We start from the raw sequence: 13,711 nt of genomic DNA on the forward strand, positions 1-13,711 counted from the left end.
GGGGTTCGTGAAGGCCTGCGATATGCCGCGTTTATTCTGGATGGTGCGGAGCCTGACCAGAGGGCGCCTGATAAGGACGCGTTACGTCTTTGAGCGTGGCGTCAACCGCCTCAACTTTCAGCCGGATTGCGCCATCCCCCGCCAATGTCAGCAGGATCAGCCCGGACCCATCCTCTCCGGGCTCAAAATCAACGGACAGCAGCGACAAAATCATATCTTTGTCATTGCGATCGATGCCCTGGCTGGAAACGGACAGCACTGAATCAAAAACAAGTACAGACTGAACACGCTCGAACGGGCGGTCGCGGCGGGTGGCTGCGTCCTTATCTTCCCAGCGGAATCGGTTCAGCAAAAGCCCGAAACGCCGTTGCGACGGCTGCCATGTTATTTCGGTCACCGGGAACACGGCGTCTTGCGACAGGGTTGAGATGACCTGCAGATCATCCGCATCCTCGGCCCCCAGGTTCAGCGGGGCCTCGCGCCCGTCTTCGAAACTTGCGTCAGTCATTCGCCCTTGATCCGTTCGATTTTGGCACCCACACCTTCCAGCTTGCGCACCACATGTTCATAGCCACGATCCAGATGGTAGACACGGCTTACCGTGGTCTCACCCTCGGCGGCAAGCCCTGCCAGGATCAGCGAAACCGATGCGCGCAGGTCTGTCGCCATAACGGGCGCGCCCTTCAAACGCTCAACGCCCGTCACGGTCGCCGTTCCACCATGCACTTCAATCTGAGCCCCCATGCGGACCAGTTCGGGCGCATGCATAAAGCGGTTCTCGAAGATACGTTCTTCCAGCACCGAGGTTCCGTCGGCAGTGCACATCAGCGCCATCATCTGTGCCTGAAGGTCCGTCGGGAAGCCCGGGAAGGGTTCGGTAACCACATCCACGGCCGTTACGCGCCCGTTCTTACGCGCAACTTTCAGACCCTTATCTGTTTCTTCAACGCTTACACCCGCCGCGTCCAGTTTGGCCGCGAATGATTCGACCAGCGACATACGCCCGCCCAGCAATTCAACCTCGCCACCACAGATGGCCGGGGCCAGCATATATGTACCCAGTTCGATCCGGTCAGTCACAACCTGATGGGTCGCACCGTGCAACCGATCTACGCCCTGAATTTCGATGGTCGACGTCCCCTCACCCGCAATCTGCGCGCCCATTTTGCGCAGGCATTCGACCAGATCGACAATCTCGGGCTCGCGCGCTGCGTTCTTCAGAACAGTGGTGCCTTTGGCCAGTGTTGCCGCCATGACGATGTTCTCGGTCGCCCCGACCGAGGCAAAGCGCATCTCATGCACCGCGCCTTTCAGCCCGCCCGGGGCCTTGGCGTGTAAATAGCCGTCTTTCAGCTCAATCTCAGCGCCCAGCGCCTCAAGCCCTTCGATATGCAGATCCATAGGGCGCGCACCAATCGCGCATCCGCCCGGCAGGGACACAACCGCTTGTCCAAACCGCGCCAAAAGCGGGCCCAGCACCAGATTGGACGCGCGCATCTTGCGCACGATGTCATAGTCGGCTGTCTGGCTGGTCAGGCTGTGGCTCGACATCGCGATCACCTGCCCGTCCTGCAACGAAGACACCTCGGCCCCCAGTGATTGCAGAAGGGCGGTCATGGTCTTTATATCGCTCAGCCGCGGCGCATTGGTCAGCGTCAGCGGTTCTTCGCTGAGAAGCGTGGCCGGCATCAGCGTCAGACACGCATTTTTCGCCCCCGCGATCGGGATTTGCCCATTCAGCGGGCCGTTGCCCGTTACCAGAATCGAATCCATCTGCTCTTATCCCTCGTCTTTGTCGGCTTTGTTTCCGGAAGCGGCCCGCGCCTTAGCCTGCGCCTTACGCCGCGCCATGTTTGCCTTTAGCGCAGCCTTCAGGCGTTCTTCACGCGCATTCCCGGATTTGCCGTGATTTTTTTGTGCATTTTTCTCTGCCATGGTCTTTCTCTACAGGAGGCGAAAAAAACCGTCCAGATACCCTTGCGCCGCGTTTCGTTTGAGTCTAATCACCCGCCCACGATGCTGCTGTAGCTCAGAGGTAGAGCACTCCCTTGGTAAGGGAGAGGTCGAGAGTTCAATTCTCTCCAGCAGCACCATCCCGCTGCACGGTAATTCAAAAGTATCGAATGGGGTGTCCAAATACCCATTTCTAACGCCGAAACACCGCGCCCCCGATCCCAAAGCACACAACATCTCCGGCTACCGTAATAAGTCGAAAAACAGCAGCGGCGATTAACGCCGACCCAGGCGTCGTTACGCTGGTTAGGAAGGCTACGAACGCGGCCTCGCGAGGACCCAGACCGCCTGGCGCGCCAGGTGTTGCATAGCCGATCAGCCAAGAAACAACGCCTGCGAACATCGCAAAACCTATTGGCACATGGTCGATCGTGCTCAGGATCCAGGCGGCAATGCCGCTAAGACCCAGAAGGAAGACAATCGCCAAAGACATGATAGTCAGCAAAGCAGGGAGGGTGAGCTCCTGTTTGATGGCGAGAAAGCCGCAAGTCAAGGCCAGCACAACAATGGCTGACATCACCAGAACAAGCCAAACAGGGTTGATGGAATCGAAAGGCAGGATGCCAGATGGCACGAACCAAACGCCAACCGCCAGGATCGTCAAAGCAGCAACGGGCAGGCAAATCAGTTCAACCAACGTCGCCATGGCCAGCTGTTTGTCGCTCAACGCCCCACCGCGCAGTAAGACGGCGCGCCCCAAAAGGTGGACAACATTGCCGGGAACGTAGCGCGCGATTTGAGACAGGGTGAACGACCGATAAGTCCGGCGGCGCGGCTCGGAGCCGAACAGTTGTACGATGCGGTGCCACATCTCTGCCAGCATCAACAGCAAGGCTGAATAGATAGCAACCATCGCCATGCAGCGCATAAAGAACCCCTCGGGTGCATCGAAGCTCGTCAGCGCCTCCCAATTGCGCGCAACTTCCCGGCTGATGAAAATGACGGACAGCGCCAAGATCAGCAGGCCAAGCCCTCGCGCCAGCCTTCGGCGCAGCACCTCGTTCTTAAGCAGATGCGTGATCGGCATCCGCCTAGCCCGCCGGTTTGGCGCGCAGGATCGAGGTCTGATCCGGGTAAGGCAGGGTTGGAACCAACCCGCGCAGCCTCGTTTCTGACAACTCGCACTCATCGATCAATTTGCGGTAGCGCGCACGATGTGAATTGTCGAACACGATGATCCCATCCGGTGCCAGCTTGGGGATTGCATGTTTCAGGCAAGCCGGGCGGGCGCGGCCATCCACGACGATCAGATCAAATAGGCCATCTTCCTCATCTATTGCGTTGGCATAGGCAGTGAAATTTGCCTGGGGGCCACTGGCCTTTTCTGAGAAATACACGGCATCGGCGGGTACATCACTGCTTGCCTCAACCAGCTTGACCTGGGTTGAACACAAACCTCCGATCGTCGGCAGTTTGGCAGTGACGGCCTTGTGCCAAGGCACGTCATGTTCGACGCTGGTCACAGAGGCGGCTCGGCGTGCCAGCCAGACGGTACTGGCACCAGAACCGTATTCGAAAACGCGTACGGGGCGCGAAGACAAGAACGCATCCACTTGCTCGATTGCGTCATAAGTCCACCATGGCACGTCAAGGCCGACCATCGCGTCGATGTCGTAGATAGCGAACAGGCTGGACATCCAATGCCAGCCACGCCCTTTGTCGCGACGCCGCTCCAGAAATCCTGCGAGTCCCGTTGCTCGGGCCAGCGCAGCCAAGATGCGCAACAGGCTGACATAGATGGATTTGATCAGACGCATCCCAAACTTATCCCTTCAACTCGGTCGGTGCCCGACAGATCATGGGCATCTGATCAAACGGCAACCCTGCGCGTTCAGCCAAACCGGTGCAGTAGCTGTCGCTCCAGGGTGCGAAGAAGCTGCCCTCAGCCTCCCGAAACATAGCCGTGTATTGAAACGCGGCCATGGCTGTGGCTGTCGTTCCAATCAGCGCCCCTGCGGTGACCAGTCGCTTAAAGCGACCCGACCGTTGATCATTCGAAAAACCCGCCAAAACGCGGGATATCCCCAGAAAGCTCAGGAATGCAATCAGTGGCCACAGATCAAAGCGGTATCGCAGCGTGATTGTCCCATAAGACAGCGTCACCAAAGCCCCAATCAACAATCCGGCCGCCAGCACCAGATGCTCTGCGCGCCTGACCTGCGTCAAACCGATGGCTGCGAACCCGACCCAAATCAACCAAAGCCACAAAAGCCCGTAACGTGGCCCTTCGACCCTGATATAACCCAGACGATCTTCGGTCGCCCGTTTGAATAGGTTGTACATCGACATCGACGGCCGGTGCGTCAGTTCCAGAGCAGGCAGGTCAAGCACATACAATCCTGTATTTGGCGGAATACGCTGAACATTAAATCGGCCATGTTCGGTAAAGGCCCGTGCACGCGGGGAATCTTGAGGCTCTATCCCCCAGAAGACCGTGCCATATTGAGTTTCGCTTGCCTCGAACGAGCCATGGACCTCAGCGGCCCCGCCGAACCTGAGCGTGTTCAAACCCAGATAGAGCAGCCCCCCTGCCCCCAGGATTGCACCTGCGAGCAACGCGGGTAGCAGCATTTTCACACCGTGTTTAATCACGCACCAACCGCATAGGGCGGTTAGTGCCAGATACAGTCCGATCGCCAGATTTGGGCGGGCATGTACCGTGATAGCGGCACACAAAGCCAATACCGAAAACGCCAGCAGGGGATGCAGTTTGTCTTGACCAAAGCGCACCCAAACCGCAACAAAGGCACCCGCCGCGCCATATGCCAGCGCGATAGGTTCGTGATAGAGTGATTGATTGACGACAAGTAGGGTCGCAGGCCCGCAAACCCACAAAGCCGCTGCAAAAAAGACTGCCCAACCTTGCGCGCCCCTTTGCATCTGTGTCGCGGTTTGAGCAATCAGGTCTTTCAGTGCTAACTGATAGCCTAGGGTTCCAAGTACGGTCCAAAACCAGATCGCAAACCCTGTCATCGAAGCCGTTTCAAACGGCCAAACCCAGCCCAGCAAAAAGCGCAGCAGTAAGGGTCCTGTACCATGATAGAGATAGCCTTCAGCGTCGGGTGTATAGTGCCCTTCGAACCGCAGAAGCCGGGGCGGTAAATCGAAATGCCCGTTCAGGATGGCGTGATAGTAACCATCGTAGATTGCGCCCCCAAAAAACGGATCAGGGTAAAGGCCCGGCGCAAGCCAGCACAAAACCGCAAGGTAGGCTGATCCGATAAGGGCAACAGCCGCAAACGGTCTGCTCGCCCAAAATGCCACAAATCCCGATTGCGAAGCGTTATGCACGATCTGCATGCTCCGCCCTTTGTTCCAACTCGCGAACCCGGCGCAAGGTCGCCTCAAGCAAGCGCCGGTTGGTAGCAATCGTTTCCGACAGGATTGCGATGATGATCGTAAAATAACCCATCACCACAAACGCACCGCCCAGGACAAGCGACTGAACTTTACCGTCGCCATCCCCCATCAGATAGAAAAAGACGAACCGCGCGATCGGAATGATCCCGATCAGCAGCAGCACCAGCCCGATTGTGGCAAAGGCCTTGAGCGGGCGGTACATGACATAGCTGCGCAAGATGGTCCCCATCTGGCGCGAAATGAAGGACCGCATGGATTTGAACAGACGCGAAGGTCGTTCGACCTGATTGACCTCGACCGGCACCGTCACAACGCTCAGGCCAGTTTGTCCGGCATGGATAAGTGTTTCGGTTGTATAGCTGAACTTTGTCATGACGTTGATATGCAACGCCGCATCACGCGAATAAGCGCGAAACCCTGAAACGGCATCGTTGACCTCAAGCCCCGCAAAGCCCGAAACAACGCGGCTGCCAACCCGTTGCAATATTCGCTTAACGGGCGAGAACGATTGGTTTTGGCCAGGCTTCCGATCTCCAACGACCACGTCAGCCTTCCCGGCCAGAATGGGTGCAATCAGATCGGGGATGGATGCGCCGGAATATTGGTTGTCACCATCTGTGTTAACGATGATGTCCGCCCCCTGAGCCAAGGCATTGTCGATCCCGATCTGAAACGAACGGGCAAGCCCTTTGTTGCCGCGGTTACGCACGACATGCTCAACTCCAAGTTCTTTTGCAATCTCGCTGGTGCGATCCGTTGATCCGTCATCAATCACCTGGAGCTCGACCTTGCCCACACCGGGGATGTCGCGCGGGATGTCGCGAATAACGGCAGGTAAGGTTTCTTCTTCGTTCAGACACGGGATCTGAACCACAAGCTTAGGAAGCGCCTTTAGCGTCATTTGTTCACTCTACCTGCCCGACACGACATTCTGCGATCGCTTGGCGAGTGTTGTCTATTTTCTCTGAGTTGTCACCATCAGCCCGAGAAGCCGGAACCCAACTGCGACCTGATTGCACTGCTCATGACACAAAGACCCTAGCCAAGTCTGCGCAGTACAGGCTACGTTAACAAAGAGGGCAACAAATTAATCATTGTGTCACAATCACGCCCAAAACTGTCATGATATTGTAATAGTTCTGCCAGTTTCGCTGTGTAGTTCAGCCTTATCCGATCGATCAGTTTACTAGTCAGATTTTAACGAGGGGGTTCATGGTCGGCCAAGGGGGTGGGCATATTGCGTCCCCATTTTTGCGACCATTATGCTCACCCCACCGCATCGCGGTGACGACTAATCCAATTTGTTTCTCTGAGAATGCGGTGTCACACCAAAGCTTGACCTGTACACGCGCGAGAAATGGCCCGGATTTTCAAATCCGCAGGCAAACGCGACCTCGGTGATCGAGGCTTCGGTCTGCAATAGCAGCTTCTGTGCACGCTCCAGTCGCATCTCCATCAAATACTTCTTGGGGGAGCTATTCAGGTATTTGCCGAACAAACGCTCCAGCTGACGAGTTGAGATTCCCAGCCTCTCCGCAATCTCAGACGGCGACACTGGCGTTTCGATACTGTCGCGCATGATCTCGATAGACTTGGCTAAATGGGCGTTGCGCATGCCATTGCGCGATTGCAGCGAAACGCGTTGCTTCGCGGTCGCATTGCGCACCGCATTGTAAACCATCTGATCTGCCACCGCGACGGCCAGTTCGGCACCATGGTCACGTTCGATCAGATGCAGCAGCAGATCAGCGGTCGCGGTCCCCCCCGAAGCGGTGATATGCTTCTCATCCGCAACAAAAACACTGCGCACCAAATTGACCTCGGGAAAGGCCTCCATAAACGCATCGTGATATTCCCAGTGAATCGCGGCTTGCATCCCGTCCAGAAACCCCGCCTTGGCCAACACCCAAGCGCCCGAACACAAAGCGCCAATGGGTGTGCCCTGCGCACGTTCGCGCCTAAGTGTTGCCAGCAAAGACCGCGTGACGTGATTGCGCATGTGAATACCTGACAAAACAAACAGTTGGTCAGTTTTGGGTAGGTCTTCCAGACCGCCATGAACCAACGTGACCAGCCCATTTGAACAGACCGCGCGCTCGCCGTCTTCGGAAATCATAGACCAATCATACAGCTGCTCTTCACTGACCCAATTCGCGATGCGCAGCGGCTCCACCGCGCATGAAAACGCGAGGTGGGAAAACTCCTCGACCAAAATAAAGGTAATATGCCGCGTCTGGCGCATTGGGGCTTCCACTCGAAAGGCCGATTCCGGCCGGATTTGTCACCGATGGTTCATGCTGCATTATTTTTTACTGTATACAAGTTGTATTTTTTACGCATACACATCTGAGGTGTGAAGTCCCTGATTCGAATACTTCTAAGTCACGGAGGTCAGATGAAAGACGATCCCAAATCTCGCAAAACCGAGTTGATGGAGCATTTGAAAGTCTCGATCCTGACATTGCGCCTACAGCCCGGCACGGACCTGGATGAGGCGCTTCTGTCCGATGAATTTGGCCTGTCCAGAACCCCTTTGCGCGAAGTATTCAGGCAATTGGGGGGCGAAGGCTATCTAGAGCTGCGCACCAATCGCAGCGCGCGGGTGTCCGAGATGTCCTATACCACCTTGCGCGACTTCTTTCTGGCCGCCCCCATGATTTATGGCGCGGTGTTGCGATTGGCGGCCAGCAATGCAACGCCTGCCCAAATCGAAGACCTGAAAACGGCACAGCTGGCCTTCAAATCAGCCCTACGCACTGGTTCGGCAGCGGATCGCGCACTCGCCAACAATCGTTTTCATGAATTGACCGGAGAGATGTCGGGGAACGTCTACCTGCTGCCGTCCTTCAACAGGCTGTTGATTGATCACGCCCGGATCGGGATGACGTTCTATAGGCCACAAACCGCAAAAATGTCCGAAAACCTATCGGAAGCCAGCACCCAGCATGACGCCATCATCGCCGCCATCGAGGCAGGCGATGAGGCGGCTGCTGCGCAGCTGGCCGACGAGCACTGGAACCTATCCCGCGATCAGATCGAACTGTTCGTGATGCCAGACGCATTGGATGTGCCATTGGGCCTGTCCCCGCTTTCGAAACCCGCATGAGGACCGAATGAACCCGATTTTCAAGTTTGAGGGGATTTATACCCCGGTGGTCACACCCTATCACGACGATGGCAATGTAAATTGGGACGCGCTGACGCAAGTGATCGAATACCTGATCGAACATGGCGTACATGGCCTGATCTCAGGCGGTTCGACTGGCGAAAACTATGCGCAAACCGTTGAGGAACGGCTGGAGCTTGCGCGGTTTACGCATGACCGACTGAAAGGTCGTGTGCCGCTGGTCGTTGGGACCGGTGCGATGCTGACGCCGGACTCAATAGCTTTGGCGACGGGTGCGCGCGAAATCGGCGCTGATGCTATTTTGTTGGCCAGCCCTCCCTACTCGGTGCCCACAGATCGTGAAAATGCGCTCAATGCTCTGGCCATCGACAAGGCCGCTGACTTGCCGGTGATGCTGTACAACTATCCCCATCGGACCGGCACGATGATGGGCGAAGAGTTTCTGGACCGCGTTGGGCGCAGTCGGAATTTTTGCGGCATCAAAGAAAGCTCAGGCGATATCAACCGGGTGCATCTGCTGGCGCGGGATTATCCGCATATCCAGCTGGGCTGCGGCATGGATGATCAGGCACTGGAGTTCTTCGCCTGGGGCGCACCCTTCTGGGTCTGCGGCGGGTCTAACTTTCTGCCTACGGAACATGTTGCGCTGTATCAAGCCTGTGTAATCGAAGGCAACTTTGCCAAGGGCCGCCGGATCATGTCGGCCATGATGCCGTTGATGCGGGTGCTGGAACAAGGTGGCAAGTTCATCCAAACTATCAAACACGGCGTCACCATGAACGGGATCGACGCAGGCAGAATGCGGCCTCCGCTGAAGGGCCTGAACAAAGACGACAAACGCGCGCTGGAACAGGTGACGCGGGTATTGAAAAAGAAAATCGCAGATATTGTGGCGGAGGGTTAAGGCATGGAACTGCTGACACTGGACGAATACAAATCCATCGCTGCAGGTCTGACCCTGCCCACCGGAGCCTTCATTGATGGTGCGTTTCGGCCCTCAATCTCGGGCAATATGTTTGAGACGGCAAACCCGGCAACCGGCGACAAGCTGACCGATATCGCCGCCTGCGGTGCGGCGGATGTGGACTTTGCCGTCGAAAAGGCGCGTGAGGCATTTGATGATGGGCGCTGGTCGAAGCTACACCCGTCCGACCGCAAGGATGTGCTGATCCGGCTCTGCAAACTGATGACCCGCCATGCGCGGGAACTGGCGGTGCTGGAAAGCATCGACAGCGGCAAGACCATCTTTGACTGCGAAACCGTGGACGTGCCCGAGACAATCCATTGCCTGAAATGGCATGCCGAGGCGATTGACAAGATCTACGATCAGGTCTCGCCAGCCAGCGACGATCACATCGCAATGGTGGTGCGGGAACCGATTGGCGTTGTGGGGCTGGTGCTGCCTTGGAACTTCCCCTTGCTGATGCTGGCGTGGAAGATCGGACCCGCTTTGGCGGCAGGCTGTTCGGTAGTGGTGAAACCAGCAACTGAAACAACGCTGACGGCCCTGCGACTGGCCGAACTGGCGATGGAAGCGGGTCTTCCGCGCGGCGTTCTGAACATCGTTCCAGGAGGTGGCGCAGAGGTCGGAGAACCCATCGGGCGGCACATGGATATCGACATGGTCTCCTTCACCGGCTCGACCGTGACGGGCAAACGGTTCCTGACCTATTCGGCCGAAAGCAACGCCAAAGAGGTGGTGCTTGAGATGGGTGGCAAGAACCCCGCGATCGTGATGGACGACGCCGAAAACCTCGACCGCGTGGCGGCCCATGTGGTGAACGGCGCGTTCTGGAACATGGGCGAAAACTGCTCGGCCTCGTCCCGTCTGATCGTGCACAAGGACGTGAAAGCGGAACTGCTGGAACGCATCGCGCATCATGCCAAACAGTGGAATACTGGCGACCCGCTGGACCCGGAAACCCGCATGGGGGCGTTGGTCAGCGAAGGGCACTACACCAAGGTTTGCGGGTATCTGGATCAGGCCGAGAATGTGGCGATCGGTGGCAAGGCTGCAGATGGCTTTGTCGAGGCCACAGTGGTCGAGGTTGCCGGAAACGATGCCACCCTGGCGCGCGAAGAAATCTTTGGTCCCATCCTGTCCGTGATCGAAGTGTCCGGCTTTGACGAAGCCATCAAGATCGCCAACGACACCGACTATGGCCTTTGCGCCTCTATCTTCACGGCCAACGCCAAACGCGCCATTCGCGGCGCACGAGCAATCCGTGCGGGTACGGTTACCGTGAACAGTTTTGGCGAAGGTGACATCTCGACCCCGTTTGGCGGTTACAAACAGTCGGGCTTTGGTGGGCGTGACAACTCGGTCCATGCGCATGATCAGTACACCCAACTAAAGACCATCTGGATTGATCTGGCGGATGATGCGGACGAGGCCGTGGATTGACTCGGTTCCAGGCCAAACGACTCCCTCGGCAAACAGGCCCAGCAGGATGGAACGCTATTCTGCCCGCTCGGACAGCTTTGCCAGCGCTCAGCGAGGGCCTGAGCGCCGATGTCACCATTGTTGGTGGCGGCTTCGCGGGTCTCAGCGCTGCACGGCGCCTGCATCAGATCGACCCGTCACTCAGGATTGTCCTGCTTGAGGCTGGCCTGTTTGCCGAAGGCTCCGCTGGGCGCAATTCGGGGTTCATGATCGACCTGCCGCATGATCTGGCTTCGGATAACTATGCCGGCGATGCGCTGGAATCGGATCGCGCGGCCATTGCGCTGAACCGCAAAGCCATCGCCTTTGCGACCCATGTCGCCACTGAATGCGATCTGCCGCAGGAAGCCTTTGATCCATGTGGCAAGTTCAATGCAGCCGCAACACCCGCCGGTGACGCCCATAACCTGGAGTTCGCCGCGCACCTAAAAAAGCTGGGCGAGCCGCATACGCTGTATGACCGCCATCAGATCAGCGAGATCACCGGCAGCCCTCATTACACCTCAGCGCTCTATGCACCTGGAACCGTGATGATCCAGCCCGCAGCTTATGTGCGCGCTTTGGGCGAGCGGATGTCGGAACAGGTGCGGATGTTCGAACGCACTCCGGTCACTGCGTTCGAGAAGCAAGGCAACGGGTGGCTTGTTCAGACGCCCAAGGCAAAAGTCGCCACCGGCAGCATCATTCTGGCGAATAATGGCCATCTCGAAAGCTTCGGATTCTACGCGCGGCGCCTGATGCATATCTGTCTTTATGCATCGCTGACCGAACCTATGACACCTGAACAGATCAAATCGCTTGGCGGGCAGTTGCGCTGGTCTGTGACCCCTGCCAATCCCATGGGTACATCAGTCAGGCGCATCTCTGGTAGCTCTGGCGACCGTATTCTGATCCGCACCTGCTCCAGCTTTCATCCCGACCTTGAAACATCTGAGGCGCGGCTACTCAAGGCTGGCCAGGTGCATGATCGCAAGTTCCGCGAACGGTTCCCGCACCTGCCCGATCTGCAGATGGAGCATCGTTGGGCCGGGATGTTGTGCCTCAGCCGGAACGGATCCGCTGCGTTTGGAGAGATTGAAAGCGGCATCTATTCGGCCTGCTGTCAGAACGGGCTGGGCATCGCACGCGGGACGTTGCAGGGCATGGGCGTGGCGGAACTCATTCTTCAGGGCCAATCCGAAATCGCCGATCATTTCACCGCACAGCCCATGCCCACACGCCTACCGCCAGAACCCTTTGCGTCTATTGGCGCAAACAGCTACCTGAAGTGGAAAGAGTGGCGCTCTGGCAAAGAGTAACCCGTCAAGGCAGGCTCAGCTTGGCCATACGCCCCCCGTCCACTGTGTATACCTGCCCGGTAACAAAAGACGCATCGTCTGACGCCAGAAACGCAACCAAGGCCGCAACCTCTTCGGGCTGGCCTGTGCGACCGACCGGATGAATACCGCCTATGTTGCTACGAAACGCATTCGGCTCAGGCATCGAGTCAATATAGTCCAGATTCAGATCGGTATCGATCCAACCCGGCGCTATTGCGTTGCATCGAATGCCGTCGGCCCCGTGATCGACGGCCACCGCGCGGGTCAAACCATGCAACCCTGCCTTTGATGCACAATAGGCGGCATGGCCCGGGTTGCTGCCCAGCCCCTCAATCGATCCGATATTCACAATCGAGCCTTGTGTTTTGCGCAGATGCGGCAGCGCGGCTTTGATCAACATGAAAGGTGCCGTCAGATTGACAGTCAGCGTGCGCTGCCAGTCATGCAAGCTCATCTCTTCAACCGACGCCTCTTGCATCATGCCTGCATTATTGACCAGAACGTCCAGACGCCCGGCCTTGGCGATGACCGCGTCAATCACGCGCTGCGGCGTATCAGGATCGATAAAATCCGCGGTGATCCCTTCGAAATCAGCATCCGTTCCGCGTTGCGCCGTAAAAACGTGCGCGCCTTCTTGTTGCAGCCGTATCGCGACAGCGCGACCAATCCCGCTGCGACCGCCTGTAACCAACGCAGTTTTACCTTCAAATCGCATCATGTAACAGGCTTGCCTCCGTTCACTTCGACCAACGTGCCGCACACATAACGTGACGCATCCGAGACAAGGAACATTACGACATCGGCAATGTCTTCGGGCTCGGCAATCCGACCCAGTGGTACGGTTTGCCCCAGTTCGGTGACCGCTGTAACCGGATCAAACCCGCGTTTTTCAAAACCCGAACGCAACATGGGCGTATTCACCTCATTCGGACAAACCGCATTGATGCGAATGCCCTGATGCGCGTGATCCATCCCCATGCATTGGGTCAGGGAGGCGATCGCCGCCTTGGTCATGCAATAGACCGCGTGGTTGGGGCCCGGGCGCAAACCCCAGCAAGAGGCCGTGTTGACGATAGCTCCGCCCCCTGCTTTGGCCAGGATCGGGATCGCGGCGCGGCAGATGCGAAACGGGGCCTCGACATTCACGCCCAGCGACAAAGACCAATCATTGTCTGACGTCTCGGTCACCGAGCCGCGCGTGATGACACCGGCATTGTTTATGACGATGTCCAAACCACCTAAGGCCGAGGCGGCGGCATTTGGCAGATCGTCCACATAGTCAGGGGCCAAAAGATCCCCCGGCAGATGTGCCTCGGCATCGATCCCATCCACGTTGCGATCTGCCACGGCAACACGTGCGCCCGCGCCGCGCAAACGCTGCACCAAGGCCGTGCCGATCCCACCTGCCGCACCGGTTACAAGGGCCGATTTTCCACTTAGTTCCATATT

Annotated in this window: 14 protein-coding genes and 1 tRNA gene; 5 read left to right on the forward strand and 10 right to left on the reverse strand. The window is 57.4% G+C overall.

Features of this window, described 5'->3' with window-relative positions; translation table 11 throughout:
- Positions 1-31: 31 nt before the first annotated feature.
- Genes AC2FFE_RS11475 through AC2FFE_RS11485 form a run of 3 tightly spaced genes read right to left on the reverse strand, consistent with a single transcriptional unit; the run spans position 32 to position 1,935 of the window.
- The gene (locus AC2FFE_RS11475; RefSeq protein ID WP_496820919.1) at positions 32-508 is read right to left on the reverse strand and encodes a DUF2948 family protein; all 477 of its coding nucleotides are present in this window, start codon (positions 506-508) and stop codon (positions 32-34) included.
- The gene (murA, locus tag AC2FFE_RS11480) at positions 505-1,773 is read right to left on the reverse strand and encodes a UDP-N-acetylglucosamine 1-carboxyvinyltransferase (RefSeq protein ID WP_496820918.1); all 1,269 of its coding nucleotides are present in this window, start codon (positions 1,771-1,773) and stop codon (positions 505-507) included. Before murA ends, AC2FFE_RS11475 begins: the two co-directional genes overlap by 4 nt.
- A 6-nt stretch (positions 1,774-1,779) precedes the next feature.
- Entirely contained in the window at positions 1,780-1,935 is a 156-nt protein-coding gene (locus AC2FFE_RS11485; RefSeq protein WP_353010619.1) for a hypothetical protein, read from the reverse strand.
- Positions 1,936-2,018: 83 nt separating this feature from the next.
- Between AC2FFE_RS11485 and AC2FFE_RS11490 the strand changes: the two genes are divergently transcribed.
- Positions 2,019-2,093: transfer RNA gene (locus tag AC2FFE_RS11490), tRNA-Thr, on the forward strand.
- A gap of 53 nt (positions 2,094-2,146) precedes the next feature.
- Here AC2FFE_RS11490 and AC2FFE_RS11495 read toward each other — a convergent pair.
- The 5 genes from AC2FFE_RS11495 to AC2FFE_RS11515 all read right to left on the reverse strand — a co-directional run bounded on the left by AC2FFE_RS11495 (position 2,147) and on the right by AC2FFE_RS11515 (position 7,615).
- Complete coding sequence (locus AC2FFE_RS11495) at positions 2,147-3,040, reverse strand: hypothetical protein (protein ID WP_496820759.1); 894 nt, start codon at positions 3,038-3,040, stop codon at positions 2,147-2,149.
- Between the two features lie 4 nt (positions 3,041-3,044).
- Positions 3,045-3,770: a class I SAM-dependent methyltransferase gene (locus AC2FFE_RS11500; protein WP_496820758.1), complete on the reverse strand. Its 726-nt coding sequence runs from the start codon at positions 3,768-3,770 to the stop codon at positions 3,045-3,047.
- A gap of 7 nt (positions 3,771-3,777) precedes the next feature.
- Complete coding sequence (locus AC2FFE_RS11505) at positions 3,778-5,313, reverse strand: hypothetical protein (RefSeq protein WP_496820757.1); 1,536 nt, start codon at positions 5,311-5,313, stop codon at positions 3,778-3,780.
- On the reverse strand, positions 5,297-6,274 hold the full coding sequence (locus AC2FFE_RS11510) for a glycosyltransferase family 2 protein (protein ID WP_496820755.1): 978 nt from the start codon (positions 6,272-6,274) through the stop codon (positions 5,297-5,299). Before AC2FFE_RS11510 ends, AC2FFE_RS11505 begins: the two co-directional genes overlap by 17 nt.
- 390 nt (positions 6,275-6,664) lie before the next feature.
- On the reverse strand, positions 6,665-7,615 hold the full coding sequence (locus AC2FFE_RS11515) for a GlxA family transcriptional regulator (protein WP_496820754.1): 951 nt from the start codon (positions 7,613-7,615) through the stop codon (positions 6,665-6,667).
- A 153-nt stretch (positions 7,616-7,768) separates the two neighbouring features.
- Between AC2FFE_RS11515 and AC2FFE_RS11520 the strand changes: the two genes are divergently transcribed.
- The 4 genes from AC2FFE_RS11520 to AC2FFE_RS11535 all read left to right on the forward strand — a co-directional run bounded on the left by AC2FFE_RS11520 (position 7,769) and on the right by AC2FFE_RS11535 (position 12,241).
- Positions 7,769-8,479, forward strand: coding sequence for a GntR family transcriptional regulator (locus AC2FFE_RS11520; RefSeq protein ID WP_480828197.1), 711 nt, complete (start codon positions 7,769-7,771; stop codon positions 8,477-8,479).
- A 7-nt stretch (positions 8,480-8,486) separates the two neighbouring features.
- Positions 8,487-9,404: a dihydrodipicolinate synthase family protein gene (locus AC2FFE_RS11525; protein ID WP_496846694.1), complete on the forward strand. Its 918-nt coding sequence runs from the start codon at positions 8,487-8,489 to the stop codon at positions 9,402-9,404.
- A 3-nt stretch (positions 9,405-9,407) separates the two neighbouring features.
- Complete coding sequence (locus AC2FFE_RS11530) at positions 9,408-10,904, forward strand: aldehyde dehydrogenase (RefSeq protein ID WP_496846695.1); 1,497 nt, start codon at positions 9,408-9,410, stop codon at positions 10,902-10,904.
- 77 nt (positions 10,905-10,981) lie between these two features.
- Positions 10,982-12,241 (forward strand): NAD(P)/FAD-dependent oxidoreductase, encoded by a 1,260-nt coding sequence (locus AC2FFE_RS11535; protein WP_496846696.1) that lies wholly within the window; start codon positions 10,982-10,984, stop codon positions 12,239-12,241.
- 4 nt (positions 12,242-12,245) lie between these two features.
- Here the strand turns inward: AC2FFE_RS11535 and AC2FFE_RS11540 are convergent, their stop codons facing one another.
- Both AC2FFE_RS11540 and AC2FFE_RS11545 read right to left on the reverse strand, forming a co-directional pair.
- On the reverse strand, positions 12,246-12,980 hold the full coding sequence (locus tag AC2FFE_RS11540; protein WP_496846697.1) for an SDR family NAD(P)-dependent oxidoreductase: 735 nt from the start codon (positions 12,978-12,980) through the stop codon (positions 12,246-12,248).
- The gene (locus AC2FFE_RS11545) at positions 12,977-13,708 is read right to left on the reverse strand and encodes an SDR family NAD(P)-dependent oxidoreductase (RefSeq protein ID WP_496846698.1); all 732 of its coding nucleotides are present in this window, start codon (positions 13,706-13,708) and stop codon (positions 12,977-12,979) included. The genes AC2FFE_RS11540 and AC2FFE_RS11545 overlap by 4 nt, the downstream gene beginning before the upstream one ends.
- Between the last annotated feature and the right edge of the window lie 3 nt (positions 13,709-13,711).

The sequence above is a fragment of the Ruegeria sp. YTSA168 genome (genome assembly GCF_059610045.1).

Bases quoted from the DNA above. Each gene is read 5' to 3' on its own strand.
- AC2FFE_RS11475 (WP_496820919.1), bottom strand. From the start codon at position 508: ATGACTGACGCAAGTTTCGAAGACGGGCGCGAGGCCCCGCTGAACCTG.
- murA (WP_496820918.1), bottom strand. From the start codon at position 1,773: ATGGATTCGATTCTGGTAACGGGCAACGGCCCGCTGAATGGGCAAATC.
- AC2FFE_RS11485 (WP_353010619.1), bottom strand. From the start codon at position 1,935: ATGGCAGAGAAAAATGCACAAAAAAATCACGGCAAATCCGGGAATGCG.
- AC2FFE_RS11495 (WP_496820759.1), bottom strand. From the start codon at position 3,040: ATGCCGATCACGCATCTGCTTAAGAACGAGGTGCTGCGCCGAAGGCTG.
- AC2FFE_RS11500 (WP_496820758.1), bottom strand. From the start codon at position 3,770: ATGCGTCTGATCAAATCCATCTATGTCAGCCTGTTGCGCATCTTGGCT.
- AC2FFE_RS11505 (WP_496820757.1), bottom strand. From the start codon at position 5,313: ATGCAGATCGTGCATAACGCTTCGCAATCGGGATTTGTGGCATTTTGG.
- AC2FFE_RS11510 (WP_496820755.1), bottom strand. From the start codon at position 6,274: ATGACGCTAAAGGCGCTTCCTAAGCTTGTGGTTCAGATCCCGTGTCTG.
- AC2FFE_RS11515 (WP_496820754.1), bottom strand. From the start codon at position 7,615: ATGCGCCAGACGCGGCATATTACCTTTATTTTGGTCGAGGAGTTTTCC.
- AC2FFE_RS11520 (WP_480828197.1), top strand. From the start codon at position 7,769: ATGAAAGACGATCCCAAATCTCGCAAAACCGAGTTGATGGAGCATTTG.
- AC2FFE_RS11525 (WP_496846694.1), top strand. From the start codon at position 8,487: ATGAACCCGATTTTCAAGTTTGAGGGGATTTATACCCCGGTGGTCACA.
- AC2FFE_RS11530 (WP_496846695.1), top strand. From the start codon at position 9,408: ATGGAACTGCTGACACTGGACGAATACAAATCCATCGCTGCAGGTCTG.
- AC2FFE_RS11540 (WP_496846697.1), bottom strand. From the start codon at position 12,980: ATGATGCGATTTGAAGGTAAAACTGCGTTGGTTACAGGCGGTCGCAGC.
- AC2FFE_RS11545 (WP_496846698.1), bottom strand. From the start codon at position 13,708: ATGGAACTAAGTGGAAAATCGGCCCTTGTAACCGGTGCGGCAGGTGGG.